This is a genomic window from Streptomyces endocoffeicus (assembly GCF_016741935.1).
Classification (GTDB): Bacteria; Actinomycetota; Actinomycetes; order Streptomycetales; family Streptomycetaceae; genus Streptomyces; species Streptomyces endocoffeicus.
In genome coordinates, this window is the sequence record NZ_JAERRG010000048.1 from 15241 (window position 1) to 36137 (window position 20897).

20 protein-coding genes are annotated in these 20897 nt (G+C 72.3%); 5 read left to right on the plus strand and 15 right to left on the minus strand.

The features are described from left to right. Nucleotides 1-48: 48 nt before the first annotated feature. Genes JK364_RS49695 through JK364_RS49705 form a run of 3 tightly spaced genes read right to left on the minus strand, consistent with a single transcriptional unit; the run spans nucleotide 49 to nucleotide 2926 of the window. The gene (locus JK364_RS49695) at nucleotides 49-1287 is read right to left on the minus strand and encodes a thiolase family protein (RefSeq protein WP_201858083.1); all 1239 of its coding nucleotides are present in this window, start codon (nucleotides 1285-1287) and stop codon (nucleotides 49-51) included. Then, the gene (locus JK364_RS49700) at nucleotides 1284-2105 is read right to left on the minus strand and encodes a CoA-transferase subunit beta (RefSeq protein ID WP_201858084.1); all 822 of its coding nucleotides are present in this window, start codon (nucleotides 2103-2105) and stop codon (nucleotides 1284-1286) included. The genes JK364_RS49695 and JK364_RS49700 overlap by 4 nt, the downstream gene beginning before the upstream one ends. Continuing rightward, complete coding sequence (locus JK364_RS49705) at nucleotides 2102-2926, minus strand: CoA transferase subunit A (protein WP_201858085.1); 825 nt, start codon at nucleotides 2924-2926, stop codon at nucleotides 2102-2104. Before JK364_RS49705 ends, JK364_RS49700 begins: the two co-directional genes overlap by 4 nt. Before the next feature lie 205 nt (nucleotides 2927-3131). Here JK364_RS49705 and JK364_RS49710 point away from each other — a divergent pair, with 205 nt between their 5' ends. Continuing rightward, a complete protein-coding gene (locus JK364_RS49710) occupies nucleotides 3132-3572 on the plus strand; it encodes a MarR family winged helix-turn-helix transcriptional regulator (RefSeq protein WP_201858086.1) in 441 nt (146 codons plus the stop codon). A gap of 91 nt (nucleotides 3573-3663) precedes the next feature. Here the strand turns inward: JK364_RS49710 and JK364_RS49715 are convergent, their stop codons facing one another. The 3 genes from JK364_RS49715 to JK364_RS49725 all read right to left on the minus strand — a co-directional run bounded on the left by JK364_RS49715 (nucleotide 3664) and on the right by JK364_RS49725 (nucleotide 5393). Further along, nucleotides 3664-4041: a roadblock/LC7 domain-containing protein gene (locus JK364_RS49715; protein ID WP_201858087.1), complete on the minus strand. Its 378-nt coding sequence runs from the start codon at nucleotides 4039-4041 to the stop codon at nucleotides 3664-3666. A 114-nt stretch (nucleotides 4042-4155) separates the two neighbouring features. Further along, the gene (locus JK364_RS49720) at nucleotides 4156-5034 is read right to left on the minus strand and encodes a hypothetical protein (RefSeq protein WP_201858088.1); all 879 of its coding nucleotides are present in this window, start codon (nucleotides 5032-5034) and stop codon (nucleotides 4156-4158) included. After that, nucleotides 5031-5393, minus strand: a complete 363-nt coding sequence (locus JK364_RS49725; RefSeq protein WP_201858089.1) for a hypothetical protein — start codon at nucleotides 5391-5393, stop codon at nucleotides 5031-5033. Before JK364_RS49725 ends, JK364_RS49720 begins: the two co-directional genes overlap by 4 nt. Nucleotides 5394-5612: 219 nt before the next feature. Between JK364_RS49725 and JK364_RS49730 the strand changes: the two genes are divergently transcribed. Then, a complete protein-coding gene (locus JK364_RS49730; protein WP_201858090.1) occupies nucleotides 5613-5975 on the plus strand; it encodes a hypothetical protein in 363 nt (120 codons plus the stop codon). An 80-nt stretch (nucleotides 5976-6055) separates the two neighbouring features. Here JK364_RS49730 and JK364_RS49735 read toward each other — a convergent pair whose 3' ends face one another. Continuing rightward, nucleotides 6056-6844, minus strand: a complete 789-nt coding sequence (locus tag JK364_RS49735; protein WP_201858091.1) for a putative protein N(5)-glutamine methyltransferase — start codon at nucleotides 6842-6844, stop codon at nucleotides 6056-6058. Nucleotides 6845-7028: 184 nt separating this feature from the next. Then, nucleotides 7029-8012 (minus strand): GlxA family transcriptional regulator, encoded by a 984-nt coding sequence (locus tag JK364_RS49740; RefSeq protein ID WP_201858092.1) that lies wholly within the window; start codon nucleotides 8010-8012, stop codon nucleotides 7029-7031. A gap of 70 nt (nucleotides 8013-8082) precedes the next feature. On the opposite strand from JK364_RS49740, the gene JK364_RS49745 reads away from it, so the two are divergent. Next, the gene (locus JK364_RS49745) at nucleotides 8083-9126 is read left to right on the plus strand and encodes an NADP-dependent oxidoreductase (RefSeq protein ID WP_230993761.1); all 1044 of its coding nucleotides are present in this window, start codon (nucleotides 8083-8085) and stop codon (nucleotides 9124-9126) included. A 15-nt stretch (nucleotides 9127-9141) separates the two neighbouring features. On the opposite strand, the gene JK364_RS49750 is transcribed toward JK364_RS49745, so the two are convergent. Then, complete coding sequence (locus JK364_RS49750; protein ID WP_201858093.1) at nucleotides 9142-10074, minus strand: oxidoreductase; 933 nt, start codon at nucleotides 10072-10074, stop codon at nucleotides 9142-9144. A gap of 42 nt (nucleotides 10075-10116) precedes the next feature. Next, nucleotides 10117-11055: a LysR family transcriptional regulator gene (locus tag JK364_RS49755; RefSeq protein ID WP_201858094.1), complete on the minus strand. Its 939-nt coding sequence runs from the start codon at nucleotides 11053-11055 to the stop codon at nucleotides 10117-10119. A gap of 99 nt (nucleotides 11056-11154) precedes the next feature. Here JK364_RS49755 and JK364_RS49760 point away from each other — a divergent pair, with 99 nt between their 5' ends. Then, nucleotides 11155-11898 (plus strand): SDR family oxidoreductase, encoded by a 744-nt coding sequence (locus JK364_RS49760; protein ID WP_201858095.1) that lies wholly within the window; start codon nucleotides 11155-11157, stop codon nucleotides 11896-11898. Between the two features lie 207 nt (nucleotides 11899-12105). Here the strand turns inward: JK364_RS49760 and JK364_RS49765 are convergent, their stop codons facing one another. Then, entirely contained in the window at nucleotides 12106-12300 is a 195-nt protein-coding gene (locus tag JK364_RS49765) for a hypothetical protein (RefSeq protein ID WP_201858096.1), read from the minus strand. A 576-nt stretch (nucleotides 12301-12876) separates the two neighbouring features. Between JK364_RS49765 and JK364_RS49770 the strand changes: the two genes are divergently transcribed. Beyond that, nucleotides 12877-14871: a hypothetical protein gene (locus JK364_RS49770; protein WP_201858097.1), complete on the plus strand. Its 1995-nt coding sequence runs from the start codon at nucleotides 12877-12879 to the stop codon at nucleotides 14869-14871. Nucleotides 14872-14938: 67 nt separating this feature from the next. On the opposite strand, the gene JK364_RS49775 is transcribed toward JK364_RS49770, so the two are convergent. The 4 genes from JK364_RS49775 to JK364_RS49790 all read right to left on the minus strand — a co-directional run bounded on the left by JK364_RS49775 (nucleotide 14939) and on the right by JK364_RS49790 (nucleotide 20610). Beyond that, nucleotides 14939-17332 (minus strand): beta-xylosidase/alpha-l-arabinosidase, encoded by a 2394-nt coding sequence (locus JK364_RS49775; protein ID WP_201858098.1) that lies wholly within the window; start codon nucleotides 17330-17332, stop codon nucleotides 14939-14941. A 103-nt stretch (nucleotides 17333-17435) separates the two neighbouring features. Next, nucleotides 17436-18317 carry a carbohydrate ABC transporter permease gene (locus tag JK364_RS49780; RefSeq protein ID WP_372462090.1) on the minus strand — a complete coding sequence of 294 codons (882 nt, stop codon included), beginning with the start codon at nucleotides 18315-18317 and terminating at the stop codon, nucleotides 17436-17438. Between the two features lie 44 nt (nucleotides 18318-18361). Further along, the gene (locus tag JK364_RS49785) at nucleotides 18362-19303 is read right to left on the minus strand and encodes a carbohydrate ABC transporter permease (RefSeq protein ID WP_201858099.1); all 942 of its coding nucleotides are present in this window, start codon (nucleotides 19301-19303) and stop codon (nucleotides 18362-18364) included. Next, nucleotides 19303-20610 (minus strand): extracellular solute-binding protein, encoded by a 1308-nt coding sequence (locus JK364_RS49790; protein ID WP_201858100.1) that lies wholly within the window; start codon nucleotides 20608-20610, stop codon nucleotides 19303-19305. Before JK364_RS49790 ends, JK364_RS49785 begins: the two co-directional genes overlap by 1 nt. Between the last annotated feature and the right edge of the window lie 287 nt (nucleotides 20611-20897).

Below are 20897 nucleotides of genomic sequence, written 5' to 3' on the forward strand. Positions count from 1 at the left end.
CAGCCTTGCCGTTCCGGGCTTTGACGTCTGGGTCTTGCCGTTCCGGGACTACCTCTCCAGGACGAGGGCGAGGCCCTGTCCGACGCCGATGCACAAGGTGGCCAGGCCCGTCCCCGAGCCGCGGGCGGCCAGTTGGTGGGCGACGGCCCCGGCGAGCCGGGCGTCGGAGGCGCCGAGGGGGTGGCCGATGGCGATGGCGCCGCCGCGTGGGTTGACGATGCCGGGGTCGAAGCCCGGGTCCTGGGCCGACCACTCGGCGAGGCAGCCCAGCACCTGCGCGGCGAACGCCTCGTTGAGTTCGAGGGTGGTCAGGTCGGCGAACGAGCGGCCCGCCTTGGCGAGGGCGCGGCGTACGGCCTCGACCGGGCCGAGCCCGAAGTACCGCGGCTCGATACCGGTGACGGCCGAGGCGCCGATCCGGGCCAGGGGTTCGCGCCCGGTGGCCTTCAGGCCCTCCTCGTCGACGAGCAGCAGCGCGGCCGCGCCGTCGTTGAGGGGCGAGGAGTTGCCCGCGGTGACGGTGCCGCCGGGCTTGCGGAAGGCGGGCTTGAGCTTGGCCAGGGCCTCCAGTGAGCCCGCGGCGGAGCCGCTGTTGGACACGGGCTCGCGGATCGTCTCGTCCCGGACGAGCTCGGTGTCCGGATACGGCAGCACCTCGGCCTCGTACGCCCCGTCCTTCCACGCCCGCGCCGCCTTCTCATGGCTGGTGAGCGCGAACGCGTCCTGTGCCTCGCGGGTGATGCCGTGCTTGTCGGCGATCAGCTCGGCGCCCTCGCCGAGGGCGACGGTCCACTCGGGCGGCATGTCCGGGTTGGTCATCCGCCAGCCCAGAGTCGTGGAGTACATCTGCTGATGCCCGGCGGGGAAGGCGCGCTCGGGCTTGGGCAGCACCCAGGGGGCGCGGCTCATCGACTCCACACCGCCCGCGAGGGCGATGTGCGCGTCGCCGACCGCGATCGCGCGGGCGGCCTGGAGCACGGCCTCCAGGCCCGAGGCGCAGAGCCGGTTGACGGTCGCGCCGGGCACGGTGACGGGCAGCCCGGCCAGCAGCACGGCCATGCGGGCGACATCGCGGTTCTCCTCGCCCGCGCCGTTGGCGTTGCCGAAGTAGACGTCGTCGATGCGCGCCGGGTCCAGGGCGGGGGTGCGGGCGAGCAGGCCGCGCACCACATGGGCGGCCAGGTCGTCGGGGCGCACCCCGGCCAGGGCGCCGCCGTAACGGCCGATGGGGGTGCGGACGGCATCGACGATATAGACGTCACGACAGACGTCACGCGAGGTGGTCATCGGGTCTCCTTCCCGGGCTGTTCGGGCTTTCCGGGCTGCTCGGGCTTTCCGGCGGCTTTGAGGGCGCGCAGCGCCGCCAGCTCTTGGGGGGTGGGCGGCTCGGTGGTGCCCACGGTGCCGGCGACGGTCAGCTCCCAGCCGGTGGCGGCCCGTACCCGCTCCACGGTGACGTCCGGGTGGACTTCGGTGAGCACCAGCTCGGCGGTGGCCGGGTCGGGGCGCAGGACGCCCAGATCGGTGATGACGGCGGTGGGGCCCGCGCCCGGCATGCCGAGCTTCTTACGGTCGCCGGGGCCGCCGCCGTGACCCAGGGTCGTCACGAAGTCCAGCCGCTCCACGAAGTTGCGGGTGGAGTGGCGCAGCACCATGAGCACCTTGCCGCAGTTGGAGGCGATCTCGGGGGCGCCGCCCGCGCCGGGGAGGCGGCCCTCGGGCTTGTCCGGGCCGCGGTCCACGACGGTGGTGTTGATGTTGGCGTAGCGGTCGACCTGGGCGGCGCCGAGGAAGCCGACGTCGATCCGGCCGCCCTGGAGCCAGTAGTTGAACATCTCCGGCACCGGGACCACCGCGTCGGCCGTCTCGGCGAGTTCGCCGTCGCCGATGGACAGCGGGAGCCGGGTGGGCTTGGAGCCGATGGTGCCCGACTCGTAGATGAGCACGAGGCCGGGGTTGACGGTGGCGCGGGCCAGGTTGGCGGCGGTGCTGGGGAGGCCGATGCCGACGAAGCAGGTGGTGGCGTCGGCGAGCGCGCGGGCGGCGTTGACCTCCATCAGCTCGTCGGATGTGAAGTCCGCCGTCCCGGCAGGGGTCGCGGTCATCGGGTGAGAGCTCCCTCGCTGTCGCGCACGTACGCGTCGATCCATCGGGCGAACGCCTCGCGATCGCGGGCGATCGGGTCCCATGCCTGGTAGAAGTCGTTGTCGCGGGTCGAGTACCCGGTGGCGTAGGAGGGGTGGGCGCCGCCGGGGACGACGGACACCGCGTCGATCACCCACGTCGGCAGGACGATCCCGCCGGGGCGTGGCATGAGCTCCTCGACGATCTCCTCCACGGTCACCAGCACCCGGTCCGCCGCGAGCGCCGCCTCCTTCTGCACCCCGGTCAGCCCCCACATCTGCACATTGCCGGCCCGGTCGGCCTGCTGGGCGTGGATGACGGTGACGTCCGGGTTGAGCGCCGCGACGGCGGCCAGCTCCTCCCCGGTGAAGGGGCAGACGACGGTGGAGACGGTGTCCGTACGGGTCGGGATGTCGCTGCCGCGATAGCCGCGCAACACGGCGAACGGCAGCTTGGAGGCGCCCGCCACATAGCGGTTCGCCATGCCCGCGTGGCTGTGCTCGTCCAGCTCCAGCGGCCGTGGCCAGCCGTTCTCGATGGCGTCACGGAAGCGGTGCAGCGAGCCCACGCCGGGGTTGCCGCCCCAGGAGAACACCAGCTTGCGGACGAGTCCGGCGCCGATGAGCTGGTCGTAGATGACGTCCGGGGTCATCCGGACGAGGGTCAGATCGGTGATGCCCTGGCGGATGACCTCGTGCGCGGCGGCATATGGGATCAGGTGGGTGAATCCCTCCATCGCGACGGTGTCCCCGTCGTGGACGAGGTCCGCCACGGCGTCCTGGAGGCTTCGGATGTCGGCCATCGTCACTCCATGGGTCGGGATGCTCAGTATGCTGACTAATGTGTTCTTGATTTCGCACGGTGTCATTGGCTGGTGCGCTCGTCAAGGGAGTCTAGGTCGAATGTCGGCCTCTCGACATGGGGTCTTCCACAGGGCAGAATCATTCAGTGCACGGAGTAAGTGAGCAGCGGGGAAGAAAGCGGAAGCGGAAGCCGGGAGGCACGGCATGGGCGGCGCGGTGGATCTGAACACGCACCCCGGGCATCTGGCCCGCCGCTTCCAGCAGGCGCACTCCCTGCTGTGGGGCGCGATGGTCTCCGAGGAGACCACCTCGCCGCAGTTCGCGGTGGTCAACGCGCTGATCGAGAAGCCGGAGATCGACCAGCGGACGCTGAGCGAACATGTCCACCTCGACCGCTCCACCATCGCCGACCTGGTCGCCCGGCTGGCCCGGCGCGGCCTGCTGGAGCGGGTGCGCGACCCGAACGACGGCCGCCGCAACGTCCTGCGGCTGACGGAGGAGGGCATCCGGGTCCACCGGAAGCTGGTCACCCGGACGTCCCGGATGAACCGGGTCTTCCTGGCCCCGCTGGACGAGACGGAGCGGGAGACCCTGCTGCGCCTGATCGCCCGGGTGACGGACGCGGCGGAGGAACTGCGCGCGTAGGGAGGTGGCGGAGGCGCGTGGCGCGGAAGCGCTCGGCGCATGGGCCGGCGCGCCGGGTGGTTCTTCCGGGCGGTTCAGGTCTCCGGACGGCTCAGGCGTCGAGGTCCACGGACATCAGATCGGCGAGGCGTTCGACGGAACTCCGGGACTGCACATGGAGCCCGTCCAGGTCGAGCCCCTCGTCGCCCCTGACCGCGAGCAGCGCCTGCTCGCCGATGGCGTACACGATGAGGTGGCCCGACTGGGCGCGGGTCACCACTTCGCGCAGCCCGCCGACGCCGACCTCCCCAGTGGTGCGCCGGGCCAGGCCGAGCATGGCGGCCGCGAGCGCCGCCACCGACTCGGCGTGGATCTCGTAGCTGTCGGAGGCGACGAGCAGGCCGTCGGCCGTGGCGACGATGGTGTCGCTCACGCCCAGCACCCGCTCCCGCAGATCCTTCAGCTCCTGGATCAATCCTTCATCACTCACTGCGAGGACTCCTTGCGCCGTGTGCGGCGAACTGCCGCGCCTCTGCTCGGTCGGGGGTGGTGGCGTGGGGGGCGTGGGGGAGTAGGGGCGGATGTGGGGAGGCATGACCGACCGTCAGGCGCCGGTCCCGTGCTGTCCGGCTCCGGGGCGGCCGTGCCGGGGGCGGCGGCGGGGCAGTGCGGCGGGCGGCACCGGGGCCGGGGCTTGGGCCGGTGGCGCCGCGCCGGGGTGGTCCACGCCGGGGTGGTCCACGGCGGGGTGACCTTCGCCCTCCTGTCGCGTCGGCTGTCTGATCGCGGCCCCGGCGGCCCCGGCCGACGACGGTGCGGGACGGCCGTCGAGCAGTCCGCGGTGGGCCATGGAGACGATGTCGGTGGTGACGGCGAAGGTGCCGCGGCCGAGCAGAAAGGCGATGTCCCGGGGCGTGTGGCGCCCGTTGGCGTGCAGCAGGATGTCGCGGAAGCGGGTGTTCGGCACGGCGCTCGGGGTGGCCCGGCCGGTCGCCGTCACCCGCTGGGCGGCCAAGTGCTGCGGGGAACCCCACTGCTGGGACAGCGACGAAAGCCGATGGCGGGTCTCGCGCAGCAGTTCCCCGGGGTGCACCCCGGGCCGTACGGGAAGCGGCAGTGGGGTGGTCCCGGGCTCGGCGTGCCACCGCTCGGGGCGGTTCAGCCCGAGGACGAACGCCGCGTCGTACAGCGCCGAGACGGCGACGACCTCCAGCTCCGCCGCGCTCACCCCGGCGGCGTTCGTCAGTTCCTCGCCGACGCGCTCCTCGGCGGCCCCGGCGGCGAACGCCGCCGACCACTCCCGTTCGGTGATCCGCCCCGACTTCAGCAACAGGGACTCGGGCCCCGGGGCGCCGGGGGTGGTGATCGCGGCGATCAGGCCCTCGCGCAGATACATGACCCCCGCCGGGGTGCCCTCGATCCGCAGCGCGCCGGTGAACCGCCCCTCGCACAGCCCCGTCAGATCGCTCCGGAAGTCGTTCATGCGAACAATTGCCGGGCGTGGTCGTCGATCTGACGTGTCGCCAGCGCGAGGTTGGTGCTCTCCCTGGCCAGTGCCACCACCAGCAGCAGGGAGTCGCCCCGCTCCCGGGGTACCACGCGGGTGAGGTAGTGACACTGCGTAGTGGTCACCGTAATGTTCTCCAACTCCACTTCGCCCGTGGCGACTTCAAGGGTGTCCGAAATTCGACGAGCGTCGTCGCAGGAGTCGGCGGCGCGCGGAAGGGCCGACCGGTCGCCGTCGAAGCCGTACTCGAGCCCCGTTGTGCCGTCTACCAGCATGGCAGCGCTCACACCCTGGCAATCGAGCAATCGGCGCATGGCCATGGCCAGTTCGGACACCCGGCCCCCTTCACTCCCGGAGTGCGGCGACCGTACCTTCCCATCGCAACTTTGACGAGAACGAACTCAGCTGATCACAAACAGCGTAAAAATCGCCAACTTCTGTGGTTCCCTTGTGCGTTACGTGTCGGCTGATCCGGCCGCGCACGCTGTGCACCCCGCCCTGCGCGCCACGCGGCGTGACCCACCGGCATAAACCGTGAAGTGAAGGAAGTGCTGATGAACATCGAGACCGCTCTGAAGGAGGCCATGACGATCGACGGCGCCCTGGGGGTGGCCGTCGTCGACTACGAGAGCGGGATGACCCTGGGCGCCTCGGGCGGCAACGCCATCGACCTGGAGCTGGCCGCCGCCGGCAACACCGAGGTCGTCCGGGCCAAGATCCGCACGCTGGCCAGCCTGGAGATCCGCGACACCATCGAGGACATCCTGATCACGCTCAGCCAGCAGTACCACCTGATCCGCCCCATGCGGCAGTCCAACGGCTCGCTCTTCCTTTACATCGCCCTGGACCGGCAGCGCGCGAACCTGGCCCTGGCCCGCCATAACCTGCGGAAGATCGAAGAGAGCCTGGAGGTCTGAGCGGCCTGGGTCCCGGGCCCCCGGGCCCCGGACGCCAGCCCCCGGGCCCCTGCCCACCCGGGCCCCCGGCCTCTCGGCCGTCAGGCCCGGGTGCCGATGATGACCGTGGCGTCCAGCTCGTCGCATTCGGTCAGCCGTGGCTCCATCCCGCCCTCCGCCACGATGGCCATCGCCGTCGGGGCCTGCCGTCCGCTCGTCTCGAAGAGCAGGGAGCCGCCCGGGGCGAGCCAGCCGCCCGCCCCGGCGGTCACCCGGCGCAGGACGTCCAGTCCGTCGGCCCCGCCGTCCAGCGCCACCCGCGCCTCGTGGACCCTGGCCTCCGGCGGCAGCAGCCCGACCTCCTCGGTGGGCACGTACGGGACGTTGGCCAGCAGGATGTCCACGCGGCCGGGCAGCGCGGCGGGCAGCGGCTCGTAGAGGTCGCCCTCGTACACCGTGCCGCCCACCGCCCCGACGTTGCGCCGCGCGCAGCGCACCGCGACGGGGTCGATATCGGCCGCGTACAGCTCCACCCCGCCCAGGGCCGTGGCCAGCGCGGCGCCCAGCGCGCCCGAGCCGCAGCACAGATCGACCACGACGGCCCCGGACCGGGCCAACGGTACGGCCTGCTCGACCAGGAATTCGGTGCGCCGGCGCGGTACGAAGACCCCGGCGTCGATGGATATGCGAAGCCCCCGGAAGTCCGCCCAGCCGAGGACGTGCTCCAGCGGCAGTCCGGCGGCGCGCCGGTCCACCATGGCGTCGATCTCGGCCGGAACGTGGCCCGCGGAAAGGATCAGCCGCGCCTCGTCCTCGGCGAACACGCACCCGGCGGCGCGGAGCCTGGTGACGACGGCGGAAAAGGTGACAAGTGAAGGTGAAGCCGACATGGAGCCCGGAGAACCTTTCGGGATGCCTGGGGCGCTCCCGCCGGTCGGCTATGCCGCGACGTACATCACGGCGACCGCACGGCCGTCAAGGGCGAGCACCCAGCCTGAACTGGCGTTGATGGGTCTCACCTCCTCGGTGCGTACGGGTGGGGCCACAGTACCCGATGCCCCGGCGCCGTGGTGGTCACGATGTGTCCGGGGCGCGGAAGGTGCGCCGGTACGCGGACGGGGCGACCCCCGCCTCCGCCGCCAGGTGCCGCCGCAGCGAGGTGGCGGTGGCGAAGCCGACCTCGTGGGCGACCCGTTCCACCGGCAGGTCGCTGGACTCCAGCAGGTGCCGCGCCCGCCGCAGCCGCTGCTGGGTCAGCCAGCGGCCGGGGCTCAGACCGGTCTCCTCCCGGAAGCGCCGGGCGAAGGTACGGGTGCTCATCGCCGCGTGCGCGGCCAACTCGTCCAGCGACAGCGGGAGTTCCAGCCGTCGCAGCGCCCAGTCGCGGGTCGGCCCGGTGCCGGCGCCGCCCGTCGGTGGCAGCGGCCGCTCGATGTACTGCGCCTGCCCGCCGTCCCGGTACGGCGGCACGACGCAGCAGCGGGCGACCTGGTTGGCCACCTCGCTGCCGTGGTCCCGGCGCACCAGGTGCAGGCAGACGTCGACACCGCTCGCCGCCCCGGCGGAGGTCAGCACGTCACCGTGGTCGACGAAGAGCACACCGGTGTCGAGCTCGACCCGGGGGAACAGCTCCCGGAAGTGGTCGCCGAGCGCCCAGTGGGTGGTGGCCCGCCGCCTGTCCAGCAGACCGGCGGCGGCCAGCAGGAAGGCGCCGGTGCAGATGGACACCAGACGGGTGCCGGGGCGGACTCGGGCCAGGGCGGCCAGGGCCCGCGGGTCCGGGGCGGCGGCCGAGGCCCGGGAGATCGCGTACGGCGGGATGACCACGGTGTCCGCCTCGGCCAGCACCTCGGGACCGTGCCCGGGGGTGACGGTCAGGTCCGAGTCGGTACGCACGGGACGCCCGTCCGCGCTCGCGGACAGCACCTCGTAACGGCCGCCGGCGGACCCCATGACCCGGTGCGGGATGCCGAGTTCGAAGGGGTAGACGCCGTCGAGGGCGAGAACGACGACCTTGTGGGCGCCGGGAACGCTGCGGATGGCAGGGACGATGGACATGGCAGGAATGTATCGGAGGCTGACCTTCTGGCCATCGTCCCGGGCCGGACGGTACGGCCAGGATCGGGGCATGACTTCGACGGACACCCCTGAGAATCCCGTCTCCCCGGACCTGGCGGCCGCCGCGGACTCCCCGGACCCCGCCGGCCCGGACCCCGCCGTCCCGGACGGCGCCCCCGTGATGCTCGCCCTGCACCAGACGGCCCTCGGCGGCCCCGAGGTGCTGCGGCTGACCGAGCTTCCGCGGCCCACGCCCGGCATTGGGGAGATCCTCGTCGCCGTGCACGCGGCCGGACTCAACCCCACGGACTTCAAGCACCGGGCCATGAGCATCTTCCTGCCGCCCCCGCCGCTGACCCTCGGCTGGGACGTCTCCGGCACCGTGGTGGAGACCGGCTACGGCGTCACCCTCTTCCAGCCCGGTGACGAGGTGTTCGGCATGCTGCCCTACCCGTACGGGGCCGGCTCCCACGCCGAGTACGTGACCGGCCCCGCCCGCGCCTTCGCCGCCAAGCCCGCCGGGATCGACCACGTCCGGGCAGCCGCTCTGCCACTGGCCGCGCTCACCGCCTGGCAGGCCCTCGTCGATACCGCGGACCTCCGGGCCGGGCAGCGGGTGCTGATCCACGCCGCGGCCGGCGGTGTCGGCCACCTCGCCGTACAGATCGCCAAGGAGCGCGGCGCGCACGTCACCGGGACGGCGAGCGCCCCCAAGCACGACTTCCTGCGCGAGCTCGGCGCGGATGCCTGCGTCGACTACCGCTCCGAGGACTTCACCGACACCGACGAGCGCTACGACGTCGTCCTCGACGCCCTCGGCGGGGAGACCGCCACCCGTTCCGTGGGCCTGCTCCGCCCCGGCGGCATCCTCGTCACCCTGCTGCCGGGCGCCGAGGACACCCGGGCGGCGGCGGAGAAGGCACAGGTCCGCGCCGTCACCCTGCTCGTCGAGCACGACCAGGCCGGGATGCGCGCCATCGCCGAACTCGTCGAACGGGGCAGGCTCCGCGCCCACGTCTCCGGCACCTTCCCCCTCGCCGAGGGCGCCCGGGCCCACGTCCAGGGGGAGACGGGCCACACGACGGGCAAGCTGGTCATCACCGTACGGAGCTGACTCAGCTCGCGAGCCTCAGCTCGCGAGCGCCTCGTACCGCACTCCCGTCAGCCGCTCGGACACGGCCCACAACCCCCGCCCCGCCGTATCGCTGAGCGTCCACTTCGCGCGGGCCGAGCGGATGGGGGAGCCGCGCAACAGTCCCTGGAGGGGCGGGCCGAAGAAGTCGTCCTGGCGGACGTCCGGCCCGGTCGCCGCGTACAGGACGGGGAGTGTGCCCTGCTCCGGGCTCTGGGCGAAGTAGCGGTTGCCGATCTCCATGAACCGCTCCTTCGCCCGGTGGCCCTCCATCTTCGGCGCGGCGGACATGAGGTTGGTCGCCGCGTAGCCGGGGTGCGCGGCGGCCGCCACCAGGCGGACGTCCGCCGCGCGCAGCCGGTGGGCGAGCTCGTGGGTGAAGAGGAGATTGGCCGACTTGGAGCGGGCGTAGGCGACCCAACGCCGGTAGCCCCGCTCCATGTTCAGGTCGCGCGGATCGACCGTCCCCAGCATGTGCATAAAGCTGGAGACGGTGACCACCCGCGCCCCCGGGCCCGCCTCCAGCAGCTTCGGCAGCAGCAGCCCGGTCAGTGCGAAGTGGCCCAGGTGGTTGACGCCGAACTGCATCTCGAAGCCATCGGCGGTCCTGCGGTGCGGGAGGGCCATCACGCCCGCGTTGTTGATCAGCAGATCGAGCCGGTCGCCCTTGTGCTCGGCCGCGAAGGCCCGTACGGAGCTCAGGTCCGCGAGATCCAGCGGCGCGACTTCCACCCGCGCGCCCGGCGCCTGCGCCCGGATCCGCTCCGCGGCCTCGGCCCCCCGCTGCTCGCCGCGGCACCCGAGCACCACCCGCGCACCGCGCCGCGCCAACTCCCGGGCGGTGACGAAGCCGAGCCCGCTGTTGGCGCCGGTCACGACGGCGGTGCGGCCGGTCTGATCGGGGATGTCGCTCGCGGTCCAGCCCTTCATCACGCGCTCCTTCGCGGTCTGTCGCGTCTGTCGCGGCCTGCGCTACGCGCCGGTAGCCCCGGTGTCCGGCGACAGCCTAAGGGCGGGGCGATGAAGGTGCGAGTCCCGTTGGGAGGCTGTGCCGAGCAATCTGCGTGCGACGGCTTCCAGTGATCCGAGCAGCGGGTTGGGGTCGTCGGCGCGCGTGACGAGCACGACCTCGCAGGGATCGATGTCGATGACGGGCACCAGGGCGATGTCCTCGCGCACGGCGGCGCGTCGATCGCCGGCAGGGAAGATCGCGACACAGTGGCCGGTGGCGATGAGTTCCAGCTTGTCCTCGTAGCTGTCGTCGATCGCGGGCGGGGGTGGTGGCCGGCGGCCGTCGACGGGCTTGGGCGTGCTCCAGACAACCGGAGTGCTGACGCAGGCCACCAGTTCCTCGTCCGACAGAGCCCGCAGGCTGACGGTTTTCTCGTGCGCCAGATGATGACTCGCCGACGTGACGAGTACCCGCGACTCCTCATGGAGCTTGGTCACCCGGAGGCCGTCCGTGGGCATGGGCAGGGGCCGGTACGCGATGAGGGCGTCGACCCGCCCCTCGGCGAGGGCGCGCGTGTCCCGCCAGTCGAGGTGCCGGGTGCGGACCTGGCCGTCGGGGTGCCGGCGGCGCAGTTCCTGCACACAGGCGGTGATGACCAGCCCCTCGGCGCAGCCGACGGTGATGGTACGGGGCTGGACGGCGGCTCTGGCCGTGCGAGCGGCTTGCTCGGCCTCTTGGAGCAGTATCCGGGCCCTGGGAAGGAACGCCTGACCGGCGTCGGTGAGGCTGCTGCCCTGCGGCGAGCGGTCGAACAGCCGGACACCCAGCTGAGCCTCCAGTCGCTGGATCTGGCGGCTCAGCGACGGCTGCGCCAGGTGGAGCCTGGTGGCGGCCCGGCCGAAGTTGCCGTACTCCGCCACGACCGTGAAATAGCGCACGAGCCGCAGGTCGACGTCCATTCGCCCAGAGTACGTCGCCCGTCGTCATACGCCTGGGGCATGGCGGCATACGGAACAGGCCTTGGACAGGGTGTGCCGCTGGATATTTGGCTTGAGGGCATGACCACATATGACGGCAAGAAGATCGTGATCACGGGCGGAAGCAGCGGTATCGGCCTGACTACGGCCCGGTTGTTCGCGGACGGTGGGGCGCACGTACTGATCACCGGCCGTACCCGATCCTCCCTGGACGCCGCGCTGGAGCAGCTGGGGGACAAGGCGATCGCCGTCCGCAGCGACGCCGCGTCCCTGAGGGACATCAAGGCGCTGGCCGGCACGGTCCAGGAGCGGTTCGGCGCGGTGGACGCGCTGTTCGTCAACGCCGGTGTCACCGCGTCCGCGCCATTCGACTCGACGACGGAGGAGATGTACGACGCGCTGTTCGGCATCAACACCAAGGGCCCGTACTTCACGGTGCAGGCGTTGGCGCCGCTGTTGCGCGAGGGAAGCGGCGTGGTCCTCACCACGTCGGTGGTGAACGTCCTGGGCCTCGACGCGCTCAGCGTCTACTCGGCGAGCAAGGCAGCCCTGCGGTCGATGACGCGCACCCTGGCCCGCGAGCTGCTGCCGCGCAAGGTGCGCGTCAATGCCGTAAGCCCCGGACCGATCGACACGGGCATCCTGGACCGCTCCTTCCCCGCCGACGTCGTCGAGACGATGAAGGACACCTACCGGAGCACCACCCCGATGCAGCGGCTGGGGGCCTCCGAGGAAGTGGCCGCCGCGGTGGCGTACTTGGCGTTCGGTGCGACCTTCTCGACGGGAGCGGAGTTCCCAGTCGACGGAGGGGGTTCGCAACTCTAGGCGCTCTGACCGCACAGGTTCGCCCCACCGGGGCCGCGCGGCGTGGTCCGGTGCGGCGCCGCCTCGCGCCTTCGGCGCAAGTGAGCAGCGGCGGTGGGGTGCCTGGGTCAGGCCGTATCGCCACCTGACGGGCCGGTGGGGCATGGTGCCGGTGGCAGCTGCTGTTGTCCGGGGCCGAGGGCGAGCCGTCGGCCCCTTACGCGGTTTCTAGTCACCACCACCGCCACCGGTAGTCCGGCTTCGGCGCCGGTTCTTCGCGGAGCGGCGCAGCAGCTCCCCCGCGGCAAGCGTCACGGCCGCCACGACGCGGGCCCAACGGGGCCCGCCGCGCTCCGCCCACACCACACACACGCACCCGCCGACGGCGAGCACCAAGACGCCGAGCAGCACCAGAACAGTCATGTTCCGCACCCCTGTATTCGTTCATACGGTCCTGGTGATCGTCTCAGCAAACTTCGCTCCGCCTCACCGCGGGTGCCTCAGCTGGTCAGGGGCTACTGGGCTCGGTCGGGTGCGGCTTTCGTCTCGCGCCTTCGGCGCAATTGAGCAGCGGGGCAGGGGGCGGGGGCGCGGCGCCATCGCCGTCCACCGGCCGGTGGTGGCCAGGCCGGTGGCGGCTTCCGTGCTCGGCGGCCGGGGTTCCGCCGGGCTGTCCCGGGCAGTGCGATGCCGGGCCACGCCCGGAGGTGTTGATCCCGCCCCTCCCGGTACCCCCTTCGGAAAAACGCTTGATCTGGCGCAACTAATCCATCAAGCGATTTCCAGAGGGGTACCCCGTCCCCTCCGCTGTCCGGCGTCGGCCTCAACCAACCCCTGCCCCGCTGCTCACATGCGCCGGAGGCGCGAGACGAAAGCCGCACCCGACCGAGCCCGGTAGCCCCGCTCACCCCATGGGCGGCGGGTCGCTGTCGGACCCATGAGCGATCATCTGCCCATGGCGTATGCGACGGGGGACACGTGGGACACGGGGGGCGTTCGATGACGACCGGTGCGTGGACGGCCGTGGATGACCGGCGCGTGGTGCCCGCGCTGGGCGGGCTCATCGAGGGCATGGGGATGTGGCGGACCGGGACGCTGGGCTGCATGGACCGGACCGGCCGGTTCCTGATCGGGGCGTGGGACCCGCCCGGCCCCGAGGGCGAGGGCGAGGACGGGCCCGGGATCGCCGGGGAAGGGTCCTGGGTGCGGTTCATCGGGCGGATCGGGGCCGTGGCGCTCCGGGCCGCCGTCGCGTCCACGCGCCCCGAGCGGCGTGAGCGGCAGCTGGCGCTGCTGGAGATGTGGGCGGAGAGCCCGTTCGCCGATCCGGCCGCCCGGCTGCGTACCGGGATCGTGGTCACCGAGCGGCTCGCGGTGTGCGACGAGCGCGGGGCGGCCGTCAGCGTGGGGTGGAGCCGTGCGGGGCGGCGCCGGTTCGTCGAGCTGCGGACGGGGGACGCGGAGCCGCCGAGCCTGGGGGAGATCGAGGAGGCGCGGGACGTGCCGCGCGGCTGGGGGAGCCCGGAGCAGCTGCGGCGGCTGGTGGCGCTGGTCCGCGAGCGGGGTCCGGCCCCGTGGGACCGGGAGGCCGTGGCCCTGCTGCGGGAGCGCACGGGCATGGGGCGCCCCGCCGCGTCCCTCGCGCTCGCCGGGCTCCTGGAGCGGATGTACGTCCCGTTCCTGGACGCCGACGAGCGGGCGACGCTGCGGCTCAAGGTGGCCGAGGCCGAGGACGGCGCGTCCGAACTGGCCCGGCTGACCGCGCCGGAGCGGCTGGAACTGCTCGCGGACGTGCTGCCCGAGGACCCCGCCGAGCTGTGGCAGCCGGACGGGATGCGCGGCGTGGCAGAGCGGCTCGCCGAGGCGTGGCAGGCGCGGCGCGGCCGGCGGGTCATGGTGCCCGAGCGCACCCTCAGGGCGGTCGTGGAGCTCCAGCTGCTCCGCCTCTCGGCGGCCGAGTTCTGCGCGGCGTTCACCGACCCCGCCGCCGAACCCGGGCTCAGCGCACCCCTCGACACCTGGATCAAGAACAGCGAGCACGGCCCGCTGCTCACCGACGCCCGGTGGGACATCGTGCGGTTCCAGGACCGCCTGCACTCCCTCGTGCCGCATCTGGCCTGGGTCTACGCCGAGCTCCCCGCCGGTGACCCGGTCCGCGAGGGGCTGCCGGGACTGGTGCGGCTGCTCCTCGAGCGCCTGGACCACCCGGGGCTGCTGCTGCGCGCCGGGCACCCCGCCGTCGGTTCGGCGCGTACGGTCGCCGAGCTCCAGGAGCGGTTCGGGTTCCGGCCGTACGCGGGCCCGGACCGGCTGGACGTGGCGAGCATCGACGACGGGCTCACCGTCATCACGGACGGCACGGTCAGCCGCAGGGGAGATCGATCCCCGCCCAGGGTGTACTTCCGCCCCGCGTTCTACGGCGACGACGAGCGCTCCCGGGCCCTGGCGGCCCTCACCTCCGGCTTCGGCCGCGAGGACCTCCCCCTGGTCGAGTGGGTGCGCGGGCCGGTCTGTGCGCGCATCGCCGAGCGGGTCGAGGGTGCGTCGCTGCCGGTCGGGGCATACGAGTCCAATCCGGCGGCCTCCGCGCCCGGCCTGGTCGCGCGGGTCGCCGACGCGCTCGGCCTCGACGAGGACGCGGCGGCGCTCCACCTCCAGCTGCTGGCCCTGCCCGCGCCGACCGACCGCAACGTCCGCACCTGGAACGGATGGCAGACCGCCCGGCACCAGAAGGCCGCCGCCGCGCTGGTCGAGCGCGGTCTCGTCATCGAGGACAAGCGCCCCCGGGCGGGCCGCCAGGTCTTCCTGCCGGGCGAGTGGATCCACGCCAAGAAGCCGTACCAGCCCATGGAGGCGTGGAAGGCGGAGCTGATCGGGCTGCGGCGCTCCTACAACCGGCGGCTGGAGAATCCGCTGCCGCTGCCGACCCGTACCCTGCCCGAACTGTTCGCCCACGCCTGGTCGCTGGTGGAGAAGGGCGAGGGGCCGGTCTGAACAGGCCCCCCGCCTCGTGGTCCGAACGGCCCCGGGCGCTCTTCCTCGCCCCCTACTTCACCCGCCCCTACTTCACCCGCACCTCGCACACCATCCGCCGCCGGTGGTCCACCGTGCGCTCGGGCCCGGTCAGCGTCAGCGGCACGGTGTGCCGTACGCCGGAGTCGGCGCTGGAGGAGGCCAGCCGCAGCTCAAGGGCGCCCGGCTCCACCACCCTCGTGCCATCGGCGCCCAGCGGATACGAGGCGAGATCGGCATGGAAGGCGAAGTGGACCTCGGCGGACTCGCCCCGCCGCAGCGGCACCCGTGCGTAGCCGATCAGCCGGGACACCGGCCGGGCGATACGGGCCACCGGATCGTGCAGATAGAGCTGTACGACCTCGGTCCCGGCCCGGTCACCGGTGTTGCGCACGGTCAGCCGGACCGTGGTCTCCCCGTCGGTCGGCACATCGGTCGCGTCGGCCTCCGGGCGCTCCCAGGCGAACGAGGTGTAGGACAGCCCATGGCCGAAGGGGAACAGCGGGGTCGGGTCGATGGAGCTGGCGTCGCCGTGCAGCCCGAGCGGCGGCTGTGGGTACGTCCAGGGCTGGCCGGCGGACGTGTACGGAACGCTCACCGGCAGCCGGCCCGAGGGGTTGACGCGCCCGCTCAGCACCCCGGCGACCGCCGGGCCGCCCTCCTCACCGGGGAAGAACGCCTGCACGGCGGCGGCCAGCAGGCGCGACCAGCGGCCGAGGGCGTACGGCCGGCCGGTGAACAGCACCAGCACCACAGGCGTACCGGTGGCCACCAGCGTGTCCAGCAACGCCCCCTGCTCACCGGGCAGTTCGAGGTCGGCGGCGTCACAGCCCTCGCCCGAGGTGCCCCGGCCGAACAGGCCCGAGCGGTCGCCCAGCACCGCGACGCACACATCCGCGTCCGCCGCCGTCCGGGCCGCCTGCGCCAGCCGGCTCTCGGCGGTGAGCGCCGCCGCACCGGCCGAGGCCGCGCCCCCCGGGTCCCCGGCGGACGCGGCCGGGCCGGGCGCGGCGCACCCCTCGGCATGGCTGATCCGCGCACCGGGCAGCTCGGCGCGCAGCGCGGCGAAGAGCGTCGGCACCTCGAGGCCCAGGGGCAGGTCGGGGTGCTCCACCCCGACGTGGCGGGGGAAGGTGTAGCAGCCGAGCATGGCGGCCGGGTCGTCGGCGAGCGGGCCGACCACCGCGATCCGGGCGTCCGGCGCGAGCGGCAGCACATCGCCGTCGTCGGCGAGCAGCACCACCGACTCCTCGGCGAGCTCCCGCGCGAGGGCCCGCATCTCCGGGGGATCGAGATCGAGATCGCGATCGACGGGGCCCGCCGACTCCGCGAGCGCCGACGGCACCGGCGACCAGTCCGCGTCCAGCAGCCCCAGCTCGCACTTCTGCCGCAGCACCCGCAGCGCCGCCCGGTCCACCAGCGCCTCGTCCACCTCCCCGGCCCGTACCGCGTCCCGCAGCGGGGTGCCGAAGCAGCGCACCGCGGGCAGCTCCACGTCCACACCGGCCGCCAGGGCGAGCCCGGCCGCGCCGCCCCGGGTGTCGGCCACCCGGTGGGCCAGCTCCAGGAAGGACACCCCGAAGTAGTCGGCGACGACGGTGCCGGTGAAGCCCCAGGTGTCGCGGAGCAGTTCGGTCAGCAGCCAGGGGTTGGCGGCCGAGGGCACCCCGTCGAGGTCGTTGTAGGAGTGCATGACCGACCGCGCGCCCCCGTCCCGCACGGCCAGTTCGAAGGGCGGCAGGATGACATCGGCGAGTTCCCGGGGCCCGATGGAGACCGGTGCGTGGTTGCGGCCGCCCCGGGAGGCGGCGTAGCCCGCGAAGTGCTTGAGGGTGGCGACGATCCCGGCGGACTCCAGGCCGCGGACGTACGCGGTGCCGATGGTCGCGACGAGATACGGGTCCTCGCCGATGGACTCCTCCGTACGGCCCCAGCGCGCGTCCCGCACCACGTCCAGCACCGGGGCCAGACCCTGGTGGATACCGGCCGACCGCAGCGAACCGCCGATCAGCTCGGCCGCCCGCCCCACCAGCGCCGGGTCGAAGGACGCGCCCCAGGCGAGCGGGGTGGGGAAGACGGTGGCGCGCCAGGCGAAGAAGCCGGTCAGACACTCCTCATGGGCCAGCGCCGGGATCCCGAAGCGGTTCCCGGCGGCGATCCGGGCCTGGAGGCGGGCCAGCGCGGCGGCGCCCTCGGCCGGTTCGACGGGGGAGGTGCCGAAGGGCCGGGTCAGCTGGCCGATGCCGTGCGGGAGGAGGCCGTCGAGGTCCACGGCCTCGGACACCTCGTGCTGGAGCGGGGCGACGTCCTCGCCCTCCTCGGCCTCGGATCCCGGCCATACGCCGACGAGTTGGGCCAGCTTCTCCTCCAGCGTCATCGAGGAGAGCAGGGCCGCCGCGCGGTCCTCGGCGGAGAGGGAGGTGTCCTGCCAGGGCTGAGGCATGAAGCTCCTTGTCGGGGGAGGACGGCGGGGTGGGAGAACGGCTTGCGTGCCCGGAAACGGCTTGTGCGTCCCGGAAACGGCGTGGGTACCGCGCGTGGGCGGCCTATTTGCCGCCCATGCCCATCAGTCCACTGATCAGCTGACGGCGGGCGAAGAGATAGACCAGGAAGATCGGGACGATGGAGAGCACCACGGCGGTGAGCAGCGCCGGGGTGTCCACCCGGAACTCGCCCACGTAGTCGTACAGCCCCAGGGTCAGCAGCCGGTTGCTCTTGGACTGGGTGAGCAGCAGCGGGAAGAGGAAGCCGTTCCAGGCGTGCAGGGCCGACATCACCCCGACCGTGGAGATCCCGGACCGCGACAGCGGTACGACGAGCTGGAGCAGCACCCGGGTCGGGCTCGCCCCGTCCAGCGCCATCGACTCGTACAGCTCCTCGTCGATGTCGCGCATCGTGCCGACCAGGATCAGCACACTGACCGGGAGGGAGAAGGCGGCCGTCGGCAGGATCACGGCGAGCAGGGTGTCGTACAGATGGAGCTTGGTGATGACCAGATAGACCGGGATCACCACCGCCTGGGAGGGGATCGCCAGACCCAGCAGGAAGATCTGGAAGATCCGGCGGGAGGCGCGGCCGCGGGCGCGGACGACGGTGTAGCCGACGGTCACCGACAGCGTGATCACGATCGCCGCGCACACGGCCGTGACCAGCGCGGTATTGAGGAGGTAGGAGAGGAAGTCGGAGCGCAGCACCCGCCGGTAGTTGGCGAGCGTCGGATGGTCGGGCAGGGCCAGCGGGCCGTCGTCGATATAGCCGTCGCGGGTCTGGAAGGTGGCGGCCACCAGGACGTACAGCGGCAGTCCGACGATGCCGAGCCAGATCAGGGAGCCGAGCCCGGCCGGGTAGTTGGCGCGGGGCAGACCCCGGCGGCGGAGGCGGGGGCGAGGAGCCGCCGGGGTCTTGTTCGGCGTACGAACGCCGTTCAGGGGGCCGTTCGGGCGAGGATTCGGGTGGTCGTGCAGAACGTCGGTCACATCCCCTCCCGGGTGCTGCGCATCGCGGCGAAGCCGGTGAGCCGCACCAGCAGCAGCGAGACGGTGGTGGCGACGACGACGAGGATGGTGGCGACCGCGCTGGCGTAGCCGAGGTCGAACGCCTGGAAGCCGTTCTTGTACATCAGATACGGCACGATCGTGGTGTCCGTGCCCGGCCCGCCCTTGGTGAGGATCAGCACGGTGTCGAAGAAGGTCAGCGCGCCCACCACCATGATCACCGAGGAGGTGACGATGGTGTTGCGCAGCTGGGGCAGGGTGATCGAGAAGAACTGCCGTACGGTCCCGGCGCCGTCGATCGCCGCCGCGTCGTAGAGCGAGCGCGGGATGGCGCGGGCGCCGCCCTGGTAGATCAGCGTGTGCAGCGGGATGAACTGCCAGGCGGTGACGAAGAGGATCGCCCCGAAGGCGCCCTTGGAGCTGCCCAGCAGATCGCCGTCCGCGAAGCCCAGGGCGGGCCCGATGTCGGCGATCAGGCCGAAGTTGGGGTCCAGCAGCGACTTCCAGACCAGCGCGAGCGCCACGGAGGAGCCCAGCAGCGGCAGGAAGAAGATGGCGGACAGCACGGCCCGGTTGCGCTGCCGACCGGCCGCCCATACGCCCAGCAGCAGGGCGAGCGGGGTCTGGAACACCCAGGTCAGCACGGTGAGCACCAGGCTGAGCCAGATGGCCTGATGGGTCTCCGGGTCGTCCCACAGCCGGGACCAGTTGCTCATCCCGGTCCAGCTCGGGGTGCCGATGCCGTCCCAGTTGGTGAAGGCGAGGGCGCCGACCAGGACCATCGGAGCCACCGCGAAGAAGACGAAGAAGAGCGCCCCGGGGAGAGCCCAGACGACGCCGGGCCGGCCGACCCCGGCCCGCCCGACGCTTTGGCGCGGTTCGCGCGCCGGGCGCGGCCCGCTCGTCGCGGCGTCCGCCATCACATGCCCTTCAGGGCGTCGATGAACCCGGCCGGGCTGAGCTGCCCGTTGAACAGCTTCTGCACGGCGGTGTGCAGCGGCGGGGTGTACTTGGCGGGCAGCGCCTGGTCCCAGGAGAGCGTGAAGTCGGGGGCCTGCTTGACCAGGTCGTACTGGAACCGCGCGTAGCCGGGGTTCTCGTGCTCGGCGAGCAGGGAGGTGGCGTCGGAGGTGGTGGGGACGTCCCCGTTGGCGATCAGGTCCTTGGAGTAGTCCTGCTTCGCCGCGAACTTCACGAACTCGATCGCCGTCTTCTGCTTGTCGCCCTTCACCTTGGCGTTGACCGACCAGTAGTTGGTCGGGTTGCCGACCACGCTCTTGGGGTCACCGCTGCCGCCGGGGACCGCCGGGAAGGTGGTCCAGCCCAGCCCCGACTTGGCGAACGCGGGCTGGTTGGCCTCCTGGTTGGCGTACTCCCAGCTGCCCATCAGATGCATGGCCGCCTTGCCCTTGGCGAAGAGCGTGGAGGCCCCGTCGGCGGTGTAGTTGACCGACTTGTAGTTCTTGCCGAACGCGCCCCGGCCGACCAGGTCCCTGACCGTCCGCGCGGCCTTGAGCACCGCAGGGTCGTCCCACGCCGCCATGGACTGACTCTGGATCTTCTGGAACACCCCGGCCCCGCCGTAGCGGTCCACCAGGTACTCCACCCACATCAGCTCGGTCCAGGCGTCGGTGCCGGCCAGCGCGAACGGGGTGACGCCCTTGCCTTTGAAGGTGTCGATGAGCTTCAGCAGATCGTCCCAGGACTTCGGGGGCTGGGCCCCGGCGCCCTCGAAGACGTCCTTGTTGTAGAAGAGGATCACCGGCTGCATCCCGCGCATCGGGATTCCGTAGTGCTTTCCGCCGATCGCGCCCGCGTCGAGGATCGTGGGGATGAACGCCTTCTTCAACTCCGGGTCCTTGGCCATCGCCGGGTCCAGGTCGAGCAGCATGTCCTTCTTGACGAAGTCGCTGATGCTGCCGCCGCCCCAGTTGAAGAAGACATCCGGGGCGTTGGGCGTGCCCATGGAGGTGCGCATCTTGTCCGAGTAGCCCTCACCCGGCACCTGGGTGAGCTTCACCTTGATGTCGGAGGTCTTGTTGAACCGCTTGACGACCTCGCGCTGCACCTTGGTCGAGGCGTCCTGGTAGACCCAGACGTCGAGGGAGTCGTCATCCGAACCCCCGGGCCCGCCGCTTCCGCAGCCGGCGAGTGCCGTTCCGAGCAGCAGCGCGGCCGCTGCCAGGGTGGACGCGCGAAGGGTGGACCTTGACCGAGGTATGCGCATCGTGTGCCTTCCGGAAGTAGCCCGATAATTCTCGGAAGTGGTTGCGTGGAAGGTATGGGGGTGCTGATGCGGTGTCAAGGGGTGCGGCGGCGGGCGGCTTTCGTTCCCCACCCCGCCCCTCCCCGAACCGGGGGACACCCCCGGCCCCCGGTCCTCAATCGCCGGACGGGCTGGATTTTCCAGCCCGTCCGGCGATTGAGGACACGCCCGAAGGGCGTTCGGCGGGACGGAGCCCCGACGGGGGGTCGGGGGCGGAGCCCCTGATTCGGGAAGGGGCGGGGTGGGGA

Bases quoted from the DNA above. Each gene is read 5' to 3' on its own strand.
- JK364_RS49695 (WP_201858083.1), bottom strand. From the start codon at position 1,287: ATGACCACCTCGCGTGACGTCTGTCGTGACGTCTATATCGTCGATGCC.
- JK364_RS49700 (WP_201858084.1), bottom strand. From the start codon at position 2,105: ATGACCGCGACCCCTGCCGGGACGGCGGACTTCACATCCGACGAGCTG.
- JK364_RS49705 (WP_201858085.1), bottom strand. From the start codon at position 2,926: ATGGCCGACATCCGAAGCCTCCAGGACGCCGTGGCGGACCTCGTCCAC.
- JK364_RS49710 (WP_201858086.1), top strand. From the start codon at position 3,132: ATGGGCGGCGCGGTGGATCTGAACACGCACCCCGGGCATCTGGCCCGC.
- JK364_RS49720 (WP_201858088.1), bottom strand. From the start codon at position 5,034: ATGAACGACTTCCGGAGCGATCTGACGGGGCTGTGCGAGGGGCGGTTC.
- JK364_RS49730 (WP_201858090.1), top strand. From the start codon at position 5,613: ATGAACATCGAGACCGCTCTGAAGGAGGCCATGACGATCGACGGCGCC.
- JK364_RS49735 (WP_201858091.1), bottom strand. From the start codon at position 6,844: ATGTCGGCTTCACCTTCACTTGTCACCTTTTCCGCCGTCGTCACCAGG.
- JK364_RS49740 (WP_201858092.1), bottom strand. From the start codon at position 8,012: ATGTCCATCGTCCCTGCCATCCGCAGCGTTCCCGGCGCCCACAAGGTC.
- JK364_RS49745 (WP_230993761.1), top strand. From the start codon at position 8,083: ATGACTTCGACGGACACCCCTGAGAATCCCGTCTCCCCGGACCTGGCG.
- JK364_RS49750 (WP_201858093.1), bottom strand. From the start codon at position 10,074: ATGAAGGGCTGGACCGCGAGCGACATCCCCGATCAGACCGGCCGCACC.
- JK364_RS49755 (WP_201858094.1), bottom strand. From the start codon at position 11,055: ATGGACGTCGACCTGCGGCTCGTGCGCTATTTCACGGTCGTGGCGGAG.
- JK364_RS49760 (WP_201858095.1), top strand. From the start codon at position 11,155: ATGACCACATATGACGGCAAGAAGATCGTGATCACGGGCGGAAGCAGC.
- JK364_RS49765 (WP_201858096.1), bottom strand. From the start codon at position 12,300: ATGACTGTTCTGGTGCTGCTCGGCGTCTTGGTGCTCGCCGTCGGCGGG.
- JK364_RS49770 (WP_201858097.1), top strand. From the start codon at position 12,877: ATGACGACCGGTGCGTGGACGGCCGTGGATGACCGGCGCGTGGTGCCC.
- JK364_RS49775 (WP_201858098.1), bottom strand. From the start codon at position 17,332: ATGCCTCAGCCCTGGCAGGACACCTCCCTCTCCGCCGAGGACCGCGCG.
- JK364_RS49785 (WP_201858099.1), bottom strand. From the start codon at position 19,303: ATGGCGGACGCCGCGACGAGCGGGCCGCGCCCGGCGCGCGAACCGCGC.
- JK364_RS49790 (WP_201858100.1), bottom strand. From the start codon at position 20,610: ATGCGCATACCTCGGTCAAGGTCCACCCTTCGCGCGTCCACCCTGGCA.